Genomic DNA, 12,414 nt, shown 5'->3' on the forward strand with positions numbered 1-12,414 from the left:
GAAGGTGAGCGAATGATGGTTCGCTCCCGCACCGCGGGGCTCGAATGCTTCGACCAGTTCCGGTTTGAGCCGCTCCTGGTATCTGGAAAAGATACTTTTCTGGCGCCTCAGGCGGCCAGCAGCCCGCTCACGCGCTGCTGCAGCGCCTCGGGCCGCACCTCGGGCGGCGGCACGGCATGGCCGACGTTGAGCCCCACGCGGCTGAAGAAGCCGCGGCGGAAGGGCTTGGCCATGGCCACGTTCTCGCCGCCGCGCAGCTCGATGCGGCTGAAGTACGAGCCCCAGAGATTGGTCAGCGCCATCGGGATCACCGGTGGCTCGATGCCTTCGGCGCGCGCGCTTTCGATGATCTTCATCACGCCGCCCTTGAAGGGCTGCAGCTGGCCGTCGCGCGTGATCGCGCCCTCCGGAAAAATGGCCAGCAGGTCGCCTTCGCGCAGCACGCCCAGCGCCCTGGCAAAGGCCGCTTCGTAGGCCGCCGGGTCTTCCTTCTGCGGCGCGATCGGAATCGCCTTGGCCAGCTTGAACAGCCAGCCGAGCACCGGCACCTTGAAGATCCGGTGGTCCATGATGAAGCGGATCGGGCGCGGGCTTGCGGCCATCAGCAATATCGCGTCGATGAAGCTCACGTGGTTGCACACCAGCACCGCGGCGCCTTCGGTGGGAATGTGCTCGTCGCCCTTGATCTCGAAGCGGTAGACGAAGTGCGACAGCATCCACGCGATGAAGCGCAGCAGGTACTCGGGCACCAGCATGAAGATGTAGAACGCCACCACCGCGTTGGCAATGCCCGTGAACAGGAAGATCTGCGGAATCGTGAAGCCGGCGCCGAGCAAGGCGCCCGCGATGACCGAGCTGCCGATCATGAACAGCGCATTGAGGATGTTGTTGGCCGCGATGATGCGTGCGCGGTGCGTGGGCTGGCTGCGCAGCTGGATCAGCGCGTACATCGGCACGCTGTAGAGCCCCGCGAAGAGCGACAGCAGCGCCAGGTCGGCCATCACGCGCCAGTGCGCGGCCTGGCCCATGAAGGCGCCCAGTCCCATGCCGGCGGACGGCGGCAGCGCACGCGACGCAAAGTACAGGTCGATGGCGAACACGCTCATGCCGATCGCGCCCAGCGGCACCAGGCCGATCTCCACCTGCCGGCGGCTCAGCGTCTCGCACAGCAGCGAGCCCACGCCGATGCCCACCGAGAACACCACCAGCAGCAGCGATGCCACCTGCTCGTCGCCATGCAGCACTTCCTTCGCGAAGCTGGGGAACTGGCTCAGGAACACCGCGCCGAAGAACCACATCCACGAGATGCCCAAGAGCGAGCGGAACACCACGATGTTGCCGTGCGCGAGCTTGAGGTTGCGCCAGGTCTCGCTGAACGGGTTCCAGTTGATCACCAGGCCCGGGTCGGTGGCGGGCGCCTGCGGAATGGCCTGCGCCACGCCGCGCCCTGCCAGTGCCAGCAGCACGCAGGCCACCGCCACCGTGGTGTGGCCGACCTGCGGCAGCGCCACCAGCAGCCCGCCCGCCACCTGCCCGAGCAGGATGGCGACGAAAGTGCCCATCTCGACCATGCCGTTGCCGCCCGTGAGCTCGCGCGCGTCGAGCACCTGCGGCAGGTAGGCGAACTTGACCGGCCCGAACAGCGTGGAATGCAGGCCCATGAGGAACACGCAGCCCAGCAGCACCACCGCATCGGCGCGCACGAAGCCCCAGGCCGCAATCAGCATGATCGCGATCTCGAGGTTCTTGACGAAGCGGATCATCTTCGTCTTGTCGAACTTGTCGGTGAGCTGCCCCGCCGTGGCCGAGAACAGCAGGAACGGCAGGATGAACAGCGCGCCGATGGCCAGCCCCGCCATGGCCGGCGGCATCCAGCTCAGCTGGAGCTGGTAGGTCACCATCACGGTGAAGGCGAACTTGAAGAGGTTGTCGTTCGCCGCGCCCGCGAACTGGGTCCAGAAGAAAGGCGCGAAGCGCCGCTGCTTGAGAAGGGCGAACTGGTTGGCGTGGGCGTTCGCCTCGTGGGGCGCGGTGGCGGCAGTGGCAGCAGCGGCGGGGGTTGTCATTCGAAGAATTCTCCTCATGCCGTCAGGGCGGCGGCTGCGTCGGGATTGTGCCGCAGCAGGGTCGCGCGCCAGTTCATGTCGAGCTTGCGCAGCGCCGCCAGCACCGGCAGACCTGCCAGCGATGCGGTCAGGTGCTTGAGGGTGTGGCCCGAAACCACGTGCTGCGTTGCCTCGTAGATCGCGTGGTCCGCCAGCTCGAAGACCTTGGCCAGGGCATAGAAGCAGATCACCCAGCCCAGCTTGAGCCCGACCGCGCCGCGCATCGGCGTGGCCAGCGCGAGCGTGAGCACCAGCGCCATGCCGCCGAACTGCACGATGACCCAGGGCAGCACGTTGCCGCTTTCCTGGAACACCTCGGCCGAGAGCAGCCCGGCCATCAGCACGAACCAGGCGGCCGGCCAGCCGGCGCGCTGGCTCACGCGCTCGCAGACCGCGATGCCGATCAGCCCCGCGAAGGCCACCGCCATGCCGGCACGGTCGGCCGCGAGCCGGGCGCCGTCGGGCACCAGGTGGAAGAAGGCCGATCCCGCGGCAGTGGCGACCAGCCCGGCAAAGAAAAGCCAGGCGCAGTCGAGCGTGTTGTCCGGCGGATCGTTGGCCGGCGGCGCCAGCGGGAACTGCGCCAGCGCCTCCTGGTGGGCGCGGTCGATCCGATTGAGCCGATACAGGCCCCAGAAGCCGATCAGCAGGAACGGCAGGTTGCTCAGCACGTCCATCGCGTTGGGCAGGCCGTGCCAGCTGCGGTCGTCGGCGAACACCGCGGCAATGGCCACCTCGGCCGCCGGCAGCGCGGGTCCGAACAGGGCCACCAGCGCGAGCAGCACGAAGGTGAAGAGCAATCCGCGCTCGCGGCGGCTGAGGGTGGGCAAAGGCATGGCGGTCCTCGGTGGTGGGTGGCAGGAGCCGCGGAATTTAGTTGCCAGTCGCTCCACAGGCATCGAGAATCGATACGAGGCACTAATTCACACCTTTCGGTATCTTTTTCTAATACCTCCTTCCGCATCACCACCCTCATGAGCACCACCGTCGACCTCGTCCAAGCCCTCAAGAACGAACTCAAGAGCGCCCGCATGACCTACGCCGACCTGGCGCGCTCGCTCGACATGGCCGAATCCAGCGTGAAGCGCATGCTGGCCAAGAGCGACATGCCGCTGTCGCGGGTCGACGCGATCTGCCGCGCGCTCAAGATCGACTTCGCCGAGCTGGCGCGCCGCGTGGCCGACGCCCAGCCGCTCTTGAAGGAGCTCACGCAGGAGCAGGAAAAGGCGGTGGTCAAGGACAAGAAGCTGCTGCTGGTGGCCATCAGCGTGCTGAGCCAGTGGACGCTGGAGCAGATCGTGGCGGCCTACCGGATCAGCGAGGCCGAGTGCATCGGCTGCCTGGCGCAGCTGGACCGCATCGGCATCATCGAGTTGCGTCCGCTGAACCGCTACCGGCTGAAGCTGGCCAAGACCTTCCGCTGGCGGCCGCACGGCCCGGTGATGGAGTTCTTCCGCGAGAACGTGGTGCTCGACTACTACGCCGGCGGCTTCGACGGCCCGGCCGAGGGGCTGCTGCTGGTGCACGGGCAGATCAGCCGCTCGCTCGCGCCCGCGTTCCTCGAACGCCTGCAGCGCGTGGCACAGGACTTTGCGCAGCAGCACCAGACCGACCAGAAGCTGGCCGCGAAGGACCGCGAGGGCTACACCTTGCTGCTGGGCATGCGCAATTGGGAGTTCGAGGCCTTCACGCGCCTGCGCCGCGCCTGAGCCTCGCCGTTCTCAGGGCTTCGCAGCTTCGAGCGCGTCGCGGGTGCTACGTGCGGCGTTCTCCGCCGCAGCAGCAAAGTCGTCGCCCGAGGAGGCGTAGATGATGGCGCGCGACGAGTTCACGATGATCGGCGCATCGGGGCGCCAGCCGGCGCGCACCGTGGCCACCGCATCGCCGCCCTGGGCGCCGACGCCCGGAATCAGCAGCGGCACCGTCGGCGCGAGCTCGCGCACGCGCTCGATCTCGGCCGGGTAGGTCGCGCCCACCACGAGGCCGAGCTGGCCGTTGAGGTTCCACGGGCCCTGCGCCAGCCGGGCGACGTGCTCGTAGAGGAAGGGCTGGCCCTCGATGCCCGCCAGGCGCTGGCCCTGCAGGTCGGAGCCGCCGGGGTTGCTGGTGCGGCAGAGCAGGAAGGCGCCCTTGCCCTGGTGCTTGAGGTAGGGCGCCACCGAGTCGAAGCCCATGAAGGGCGACAGGGTCACGGCGTCGGCGCCGTAGCGCTCGAAGGCCTCGATGGCGTACTGCTCGGCCGTGGAGCCGATGTCGCCGCGCTTGGCGTCCAGGATCACGGGCACGCCGGGCGCATTGCGGCGCATGTGCTCCATCAGTTGTTCGAGCTGGGCTTCGGCGCGGTGGGCCGCGAAATAGGCGATCTGCGGCTTGAAGGCGATGACCAGCCCGGCCGTCGCATCGACGATGCGCGCGCAGAAGTCATAGATGCGGCTGGCGTCGCCCTTGAGCTGCCCCGGGAACTTGGCTGGCTCCGGATCGAGCCCCACGCAGAGCAACGAACCGTTTGTTTGCTGTGCGGTGGCCAGCTTGTCGAGGAAAGTCATGGAGTCCGATTTTAAGGACCCGCCCGCCGGCCCCTAGTTCGACGGTGTTTGCTGTTCAGCGGCCAGGCAGAGATCGGCCCAGGCGCGGGCCTTGTCGGCGGGGTTTCGCAGCAGGTACGCGGGGTGGTAGGTGGCCACCACCGGCACGCCGCTGGCCGAGGGCAGCGGCACCGCGCGGCCGCGCAGCTTGCCGAGCGGATCGGTGCTTTGCATCAGGCTCTGGGCGGCCAGCGGGCCCATGGCGAGCACCAGGCTCGGCGCCAGCGCGGCGGCATGTTCCGCGAACGCCTCGTCCATCGGACGCGGGCTGCCGGGCTGGCCGGCGCCCACGCCGCGGTGCGTGCGCATCAGGTACACCGGCGTCCTGCCGTCGTGCAGTTGGAGCGCGCGCAGCATGTTGTCGAGCAGCTTGCCGGCATCGCCCGCAAAGGGCTCGCCGTGGCGGCCGTCGGCTTCGGGCGGCATGTCGGCCACCACCAGCCAGCCGCCTTGCGCCGCTTCGGCGGCGGCCTCGGCGTAGAGGCGGCGCGGCGTATCGACCAGCACGGCGGCGCCCTGTGCGAGCAGCGCGGGCGCGGTGGGGCGCGCCGCGGGGGCCGGTGCGGCTGCGGGCCTTGCGGCCGGGGCGGCCGGCACCTCGGCCACGGAGGGCGCGCGCTCGCGGACGGCGGGGGCGGGCGGCGGCTCGGCCACCGCAGCCGCTTCCATGGCCGCGGGCGCCGCTTCGGCAACTTCGGGCATCGGCCACCAGACCTTCACGCCCATCTCGTCGAGCATCGCGCGCCGGCGGGCGTCGAGCTTCAGTGTCTGTACCGCGTTCATCGCAAGGCTCCCCAGGCAGAGCCTGATTCGTTCAATCGCAGGCTCATGACGACCGCGTCCTCGCGCTTGCCTTCGTGCGCCGGGTAGTAGCCCTTGCGCACGCCGACGCTGCGGAAACCCTGGCGCATGTAGATGTCGAGCGCGCGCCGGTTGCTCTGGCGCACCTCGAGCCAGAGCCACTGCGCGCCCTGCGCGCGCGACCAGCCGGTCAGCGCCTCGAGCATCAGCGGCGCCCAGCCCTGGCGCTGGAAGACCGGCGCCACGGTGATGTTGAGCAGGTGCACCTCGTCCACGCCCTTCATGGCGACGAAGTAGCCGATCAGCGTCTCGCCGAGGCTGGTGAGCGGCGTGCCCAGGTCGGGCCGCGAAACCGGGGCCAGCAGGCATTGGCAGTGGTAGCCGACCGCCATCGAATCGATGAAGTTGGCCCGCGTCCACGGATGGCTGTAGGCCGTCTGCTCGACCGCGCAGACGGCATCGAGCCGCTCGACGGTGAGCGGCTCGAGGCGGGCTTCGACGGGCTGGAGGACGGCGCTCATGGTGAGTTGGCAACAGGTGGAACCGCCAGCGCGGCCGCCTTGATGGCAGCGCGCTCATCGGTGGTTTGCGCCACTTTATCGCGAACATAGAGCGGCCAGGCATGTGCCGCATCCACCGTGCGTCCCGCGGCCAGCAGCGCGGGCGCCAGCCGCAGCATGGCGGTGGCCGTGGGCAGCACTTCGTGGCGCGCCGCGGCCGGGGCCAGGCGGGCGCCGTAGGCGGCAAAGGCGTTGCCGGCAAGGGACCAGCCGGCGGGCACTTCGAGCGCCTCGGGCGCGAGCAGCAGCGGCTCGCCGTCCGCGCCGCCCGGCACGCCCGCACCGTCGAAGTCGTAGTGCGCCGCATAGAGCTGGTCCATGCGCGCGTCGAGCACCGCCACCACCTGGCGTGCGCCGAAGGCATGGCGCGCCTCCTCGGCCACGGCCAGCAGCGTGTCGACCGGCAGCAGCGGCACGCCGGCGCCGAAAGCCAGGCCCTGCGCCACCGAGCAGGCGGTGCGCAGGCCCGTGAAGGAGCCCGGCCCGCGGCCGAAGGCGATGGCATCGAGCGCGGCCAGTTCGAGCCCGGCCTCGGCCAGCAGTTGCAGGATGAGCGGGATCAGCGTGCTCGACGCCTGCGCGCCGCCAACCCCGCTGTGCGTGACCAGGCGCTCGCCGTGGCGCACCGCCACCGACAGGTGCTCGGTGCTGGTGTCGAAAGCCAAAAGCTTAGGCATCGCGGCACCCCGTGGCGGTGGCCGGCACTGCGGGCCGCGGGGCGGCGCGGCCGCCGGCCGATGTTTTCTGCACGCCGAACAGGATGCCGGCGGTCACCAGCAGCAGGCCGGCGATCAGGTTCCAGTAAAGCGGCTCGTCGAGCCAGATCACCGCGCCGAAGGCCGAGAGGCCGGGCACCAGGGCCGTGATCATGGTGCTGCGCACCGGCCCGAAGTACTGGATCATCTTCGTGAAGGTGATGCCCGAGACGACGACCGAGCCGACGCCCTGGAACAGCATCTGGAACGCCACCTCGCCCCAGGGCGCGGTGCCGATGTGGCTCACGACGGCGCCGCCCGCCACCAGCAGGCCGTAGACCGGAACGTAGGCCAGCAGCGCGAACACGGTGATGGCGATGGTCGCGCGCACGGCGTCCAGCCCGTGGCGGCGCGCCACCACGCTGTAGCAGGCCCAGCAGAAGGCCGCGGCCATGAAGAACAGGTCGCCCTTCCAGACCTCGCCGCCATCGAAGGCATGCAGCAGGCTGCGCCCGCCGACCACCAGGTCGCCGGCCACGATCAGCGCGAGGCCGAAGGCGCGGCCCGGCGTGATGCGGTCGCGCAGCACCAGCGCGGCCAGCAGCGTGGTCCACAGCGGCAGGCTGCCGGGCATCAGCACCGCGGCATGGCCCGCGGGCGCGAAGAAGAAGCCGCTGTAGGCCAGCAGGGCGTAGGCCACGCCGCCGAAGATGCCTGCGCCGGCCGTGAGGCGCAGCGACAGCGGCGACAGCCCGAACAACGACGACGCGGCGCCGTCTTTCTGCCGCAGGCCCTTCATGACCATCCAGGCGCCCCAGGGCACCAGCACCAGGCTGGCACCGCAGATGCGCGCGAGCGCCAGGTCCAACGGGGTGAGCGAGCGTGCGGCCGAAGCCCGGGCGATCACGATGAAGGCGGTCCAGACCAGCACGGTGACCACGGCCGCGCCGATGCCGATCGTGCGGGGCGAGAAACGGGGCGGGGCGGGCATCCCCCGATTATCCAGGGCAGGCCGCGGCCGCGCCGGCCAGGGGCGAATGAATCGAATCGGCAGGCGGGCGGGCGCGCTCAGCCGCCGTCGCTGCGCAGGATGGCGAGCCCGGCCTTGCGCAACGGTGCCAGCGCGGCGGCGGATGCCTCCGGCGACACCAGCAGGCTGGTGGCGGCCGAGACCGGCTGGATGACCCAGGCCGAGGCCGCGCCGATCTTTTCCGACGAGGCCAGCACCACCGTCTCGGCCGCGGCCGCCATGAGCGCGCGCTTGATCGCGGCCTCCTCGACGTCGCCGGTGGTGAGGCCCGCCTCGGCATGCACGCCGGTCACGCCCAGGAAGCAGGTGTCGGCGTGGACGCGCGAGATGGCGTCCATGGCCGCGGCGCCCACCGCCACCATCGAATGCCTGAACAGCCGCCCGCCGATCAGCACCACCTCGATGCCGGCATGGCCCGCCAGCTCGACCGCCACCGACGGGCTGTGCGTGACCACGGTGGCGCGCAGGCCGGCCGGCAGGTGCCGCGCCATTTGCACGGCCGTGGTGCCGCCATCGATCAGGACCACCTGTCCGGGCCGCACCAGCCGTGCCGCGGCGCGGCCGATGGCCACCTTCTCCGCGGTTGCGAGCTGCAGGCGGCCCGCGAAGTCGGCTTCGGCCCTGGCGACCGGCAGCGCGCCGCCGTGCACGCGCTGCAACAACCCCTCGGCGGCCAGCTCGCGCAGGTCGCGCCGGATGGTGTCTTCCGACAGCGCCAGCTCCTCGCTGAGCGACTTGGCGACGACGTTGCCGTCGCGCTGCAGGACCGAGAGGATGTGTTGCTTGCGCTGGCGGGTGAGCATCGGGCGATGGTAGCGGGCAGGGCCGCGGATTGCACGAATTTTCTTGTTTATGCACGAATTTGCGCATAAGCTGCGCGCCATGACGACCCTCCACGACCGCGTCCGGGTGCACGAAGTCACCCTGCTTTCCGACAACTGGTACACGCTCAAGACCACCGCCTTCGACTGGCGGCGCAACGACGGCCAGTGGCAGCGCATGCACCGCGAGACCTACGACCGCGGCAACGGCGCCACGCTGCTGCCCTATAACCTCGCGCAGCGCACGGTGCTGCTGACGCGGCAGTTCCGCTACCCGGCCTTCGTCAACGGGCATGACGACCTGCTGATCGAGGCGGCGGCCGGCCTGCTGGACAACGCGGCGCCCGAGGCGCGCATCCGCGCCGAGGTGGAAGAAGAACTGGGCTATCGCCTGGGCGCAGTGCAGAAGGTCCTCGAAGCCTTCATGAGCCCGGGTTCGGTGACCGAGAAGCTGCATTTCTTCGTGGCCGAATACGAGCCATCGATGCGCATCGGCGACGGCGGCGGCCTGGCCGAGGAGGGCGAGGACATCGAGGTGCTCGAGCTCGGCATCGACGAAGCGCTGGCCATGGTGGCGGACGGGCGCATCGCCGACGCCAAGACCGTGATGCTGCTGTATCACGCGCAACTGCATGTTTTTCCGCCGAGATAATCGGCACGATGCGTCTTCTTCGTCTCTTCTCGCTGCGCACCGCCTGCGCGCTTTCCTTCACCGCCCTGTCCATTCCGGGCGCCCTTGCACAGCAGGTCTTTCCAGGCGAAGTGGAGACCGCCCTCGCGCGCGCCAAGGTGCCGCGCGATTCGGTGACGATGCTGGTGGCCGATGCCGACGGCCTGCGCCCGCCGCGCCTGGCCTGGCGCACGCAGGTGCCGGTGAACCCGGCGTCGATCATGAAGCTGGTCACCACCTATGCCGCGCTCGACCTGCTCGGGCCGGCCTACAGCTGGAGCACGCCGGTGTATGCCGACGGCACCGTGAGCAACGGCGTGCTCAACGGCAACCTCTACATCAAGGGCCAGGGCGATCCCAAGCTGGTGCTGGAGCGCGCCTGGCTGCTGCTGCGGCGCGTGCAGGGCCTGGGCATCACCACCGTGAGCGGCGACATCGTGCTGGACCGCAGCGCCTTCGACAGCGCGATCGAGAACGACCCAGCCGCCTTCGACGGCGAGCCGCTGCGGCCCTACAACGCCTCGCCCGAGGCGCTGCTGGTCAACTTCAAGTCGGTCAACATGGTCTTCACGCCCGAGCGCGGCGGCCAGCAGGCGCGCGTGAGCTACGAACCGCCGCTCGCCAGCGTGTCGATGCAGCCCACGGTGGCGCTCGCGCCCGGCGAATGCGGCGACTGGCGCGCGGCGATCAAGCCCGACTTCAGCGACCCGAACCGCATCCGCTTCCTGGGCGCCCTGCCGGCCTCCTGCGGCGAAAAGAGCTGGGCCGTGGCCTATGCCGATCCGCGCACCTACGGCCTGCGCGCCATCGGCGGCATGTGGGCCGAGATGGGCGGGCGGGTCGGCGGCCAGATGCGCGACGGCCGCGTGCCGGCCGGGCTCAGGCCGGCGTTCGAGTTCGGCTCGCCGCCGCTGGCGGAGGTGGTACGCGACATCAACAAGTACAGCAACAACGTGATGGCGCAGCAGCTGTTCCTCACGCTCGGGCTCACGCAGAAGAACCGCGGCAGCTTCGAGGCCTCGCGCAGTGCGCTGGGCCAGTGGTGGCGCGAGCGCATCGGCACCGGCGAGGCGCCGCCGGTGTTCGACAACGGCTCGGGCCTGTCGCGCGACGAACGCATCAGCGCCGCGGCGCTCGGCCGGATGCTGCAGGTGGCCTGGCGCTCGCCGCTGATGCCGGAGCTGGTGTCCTCGCTGCCCGCCATGGGGGTGGATGGCACGCTCAGGAAGCGCACGCTGCGCTCGGGCGGCGCGGCCCACCTGAAGACCGGCTCGCTGCGCGATGCGGCCGGCGTGGCCGGCTATGTGCACGGTGCAAGCGGCCGCCGCTACGTGCTGGTGGCCATCGCCAACGGCGAGAACGCCGGCGCCGCGCGCGCCGCGTTCGACGCGCTGGTCGACTGGGCTTCGCAGGACAACTGACGGCCATCGGCCGCGGCCGTGTACTGAAAACGTCTGCTGGTAGACGCGCCGCTTGCGCGCGGCCGTGGCGCTGCACAGAATCGGACGCCCGTTCGATCCGACGACAAGCAGCGAACAAACAACACGCAGGAGCCACGCCTTGAAAAAGCCGCAACGACAACTCCCCACTCCGCTGCACAAGATTGCAGCTCTGGCCAGCGCCACGCTGCTGCTGGCGGCCTGCGGCGGCGGTGGTGGAGGGGGCGGCGGTATCGGCATCGGCTTTCCGCCGCCGGCCGGCGACACTGGCCGCGGCACGGTCGTCACGGACCCGCCCGAGCAGACCGCCAAGCTCTCGGCCGACCAGTTCCGCACCAGCCTCCAGGCTACCGACCAGGGCAGGGCCCTGCTGCAGGTGGCCGGCACGCCCAGGTGCGGGGTCGAGGTGCGCTATCTCGAATACCGCACCATTGGCGGCAAGAACGAAGCGACCAACGCGACCGCCGCGATCATGCTGCCTTCCGGCGCCGACGTGGCCTGCAACGGGCCGCGCCCGGTGGTGCTGTATGCGCACGGCACCACGGCCGCGCGCAACTACAACCTTGCCAGGTGGACCGACTCCACCCAGCCGGCCGCCGGCGAAGGCCTGACGGTCGCGGCCATGTTCGCGGCCCAGGGCTATATCGTGGTGGCGCCCAACTACGCGGGCTACGACAAGTCGACGCTGGCCTACCACCCCTATCTGAACGGCGACCAGCAGGGCAAGGACATGGTGGATGCGCTCACCGCGGCGCGCAAGACCTTCGCGGGCATCAGCGCCACGGACGCGGGCTCGCTGCTGATCACCGGCTACTCGCAGGGCGGCTACGTGGCGCTGGCGGCGCACCGCGAGATGCAGGCCACGGGCCGGGCGGTGACGGCATCGGCGCCGCTCTCCGCACCCTCGGCCATCGGCCTGCTGGCGGACTACACCTTCGTGGGCTGGCCGGCGCTCGGCAGCACGCTGTTCGTGCCGCTGCTCTCGGCCAGCTGGCAGCAGCAGTTCGGCGATGTCTACGGCAGCACCGGCGATATCTACGAGTCGCAGTACGCCACCGGCATCGACACCCTGCTGCCGAGCCCGACGCCCATCGCCACGCTGTATGCCAACGGCAAGCTGCCGCCGCTCGCGCTCTTTCCTGCGGGTGCGACGCCGGGGCCGGTGAGCCCGGAGCTGTCGATCTTCTACGGCGCCAACAACCTGATCCGCCAGAGCTACCTGACGCAGGCGGCCGGCGACATCCAGGCGAATCCCTGCCCCGGCAATGCGCTGCCCGCCACGGCCGCCTCGCTGAGCACGACCTCGCCGCTCGATTGCCGGCCCGCCGTGGGCTTTCGCAAGGCGGCGCGCGCCAACGACCTGCGCACCTGGCTGCCGACGCGGCCGGTGCTCATGTGCGGCGGCGCCAGCGATCCGACCGTGAACTTCCTGAGCACCCGCGCCACCGCCGGCTACTTCCGCGCCCGCGGCATGCCTGCCGCGGCGCTGACAGTGGTCGACCTCGAGGATTCGGGCGCCACCGACTCCTATTCCGCCGCGCGCGCCGGCTTCGCGCAGGCCAAGAGCACCCTTGCGCAGAACACCCCCGGCAGCGACGCCGACAAGCGGCAGGCCGTCACCCTGGCCTACCACGGCACCCTGGCGCCGCCGTTCTGCCTGGCCTCGGCGCGAGGCTTCTTCCAGGGCGTGCTGGCCGCCGGCGGCTAG

Annotated in this window: 12 protein-coding genes; 4 read left to right on the top strand and 8 right to left on the bottom strand. The window is 70.3% G+C overall.

Annotated features, from left to right (window positions below):
- Positions 1–107: 107 nt before the first annotated feature.
- Both RZE77_RS26470 and RZE77_RS26475 read right to left on the bottom strand, forming a co-directional pair.
- Entirely contained in the window at positions 108–2,066 is a 1,959-nt protein-coding gene (locus RZE77_RS26470) for an MFS transporter (protein ID WP_319439945.1), read from the bottom strand.
- A gap of 14 nt (positions 2,067–2,080) precedes the next feature.
- The gene (locus RZE77_RS26475; RefSeq protein WP_319439946.1) at positions 2,081–2,941 is read right to left on the bottom strand and encodes a hypothetical protein; all 861 of its coding nucleotides are present in this window, start codon (positions 2,939–2,941) and stop codon (positions 2,081–2,083) included.
- A gap of 138 nt (positions 2,942–3,079) precedes the next feature.
- Here RZE77_RS26475 and RZE77_RS26480 point away from each other — a divergent pair, with 138 nt between their 5' ends.
- On the top strand, positions 3,080–3,814 hold the full coding sequence (locus tag RZE77_RS26480; RefSeq protein ID WP_021012950.1) for a helix-turn-helix domain-containing protein: 735 nt from the start codon (positions 3,080–3,082) through the stop codon (positions 3,812–3,814).
- 12 nt (positions 3,815–3,826) lie between these two features.
- On the opposite strand, the gene pyrF is transcribed toward RZE77_RS26480, so the two are convergent.
- The 6 genes from pyrF to RZE77_RS26510 all read right to left on the bottom strand — a co-directional run bounded on the left by pyrF (position 3,827) and on the right by RZE77_RS26510 (position 8,579).
- The gene (gene pyrF, locus RZE77_RS26485; protein ID WP_319439947.1) at positions 3,827–4,651 is read right to left on the bottom strand and encodes an orotidine-5'-phosphate decarboxylase; all 825 of its coding nucleotides are present in this window, start codon (positions 4,649–4,651) and stop codon (positions 3,827–3,829) included.
- 33 nt (positions 4,652–4,684) lie between these two features.
- Positions 4,685–5,473: a uracil-DNA glycosylase family protein gene (locus tag RZE77_RS26490; RefSeq protein WP_319439948.1), complete on the bottom strand. Its 789-nt coding sequence runs from the start codon at positions 5,471–5,473 to the stop codon at positions 4,685–4,687.
- Positions 5,470–6,012 (bottom strand): ribosomal protein S18-alanine N-acetyltransferase, encoded by a 543-nt coding sequence (gene rimI / locus RZE77_RS26495; protein ID WP_319439949.1) that lies wholly within the window; start codon positions 6,010–6,012, stop codon positions 5,470–5,472. Before rimI ends, RZE77_RS26490 begins: the two co-directional genes overlap by 4 nt.
- Entirely contained in the window at positions 6,009–6,728 is a 720-nt protein-coding gene (tsaB, locus tag RZE77_RS26500) for a tRNA (adenosine(37)-N6)-threonylcarbamoyltransferase complex dimerization subunit type 1 TsaB (RefSeq protein ID WP_319439950.1), read from the bottom strand. Before tsaB ends, rimI begins: the two co-directional genes overlap by 4 nt.
- Positions 6,721–7,737 carry a DMT family transporter gene (locus tag RZE77_RS26505; protein WP_319439951.1) on the bottom strand — a complete coding sequence of 339 codons (1,017 nt, stop codon included), beginning with the start codon at positions 7,735–7,737 and terminating at the stop codon, positions 6,721–6,723. The genes tsaB and RZE77_RS26505 overlap by 8 nt, the downstream gene beginning before the upstream one ends.
- 77 nt (positions 7,738–7,814) lie before the next feature.
- Positions 7,815–8,579 (bottom strand): DeoR/GlpR family DNA-binding transcription regulator, encoded by a 765-nt coding sequence (locus RZE77_RS26510; RefSeq protein ID WP_319439952.1) that lies wholly within the window; start codon positions 8,577–8,579, stop codon positions 7,815–7,817.
- A gap of 79 nt (positions 8,580–8,658) precedes the next feature.
- Between RZE77_RS26510 and RZE77_RS26515 the strand changes: the two genes are divergently transcribed.
- The 3 genes from RZE77_RS26515 to RZE77_RS26525 all read left to right on the top strand — a co-directional run bounded on the left by RZE77_RS26515 (position 8,659) and on the right by RZE77_RS26525 (position 12,414).
- Positions 8,659–9,249, top strand: coding sequence for an NUDIX hydrolase (locus RZE77_RS26515; protein WP_319439953.1), 591 nt, complete (start codon positions 8,659–8,661; stop codon positions 9,247–9,249).
- Positions 9,250–9,257: 8 nt separating this feature from the next.
- Positions 9,258–10,688 (top strand): D-alanyl-D-alanine carboxypeptidase/D-alanyl-D-alanine endopeptidase, encoded by a 1,431-nt coding sequence (gene dacB / locus RZE77_RS26520; RefSeq protein ID WP_319439954.1) that lies wholly within the window; start codon positions 9,258–9,260, stop codon positions 10,686–10,688.
- A gap of 139 nt (positions 10,689–10,827) precedes the next feature.
- Positions 10,828–12,414 carry an alpha/beta hydrolase family protein gene (locus RZE77_RS26525; protein WP_319439955.1) on the top strand — a complete coding sequence of 529 codons (1,587 nt, stop codon included), beginning with the start codon at positions 10,828–10,830 and terminating at the stop codon, positions 12,412–12,414.

This window comes from Variovorax sp. SPNA7 (assembly GCF_033807855.1).
Classification (GTDB): domain Bacteria; phylum Pseudomonadota; class Gammaproteobacteria; order Burkholderiales; family Burkholderiaceae_C; genus Variovorax; species Variovorax beijingensis.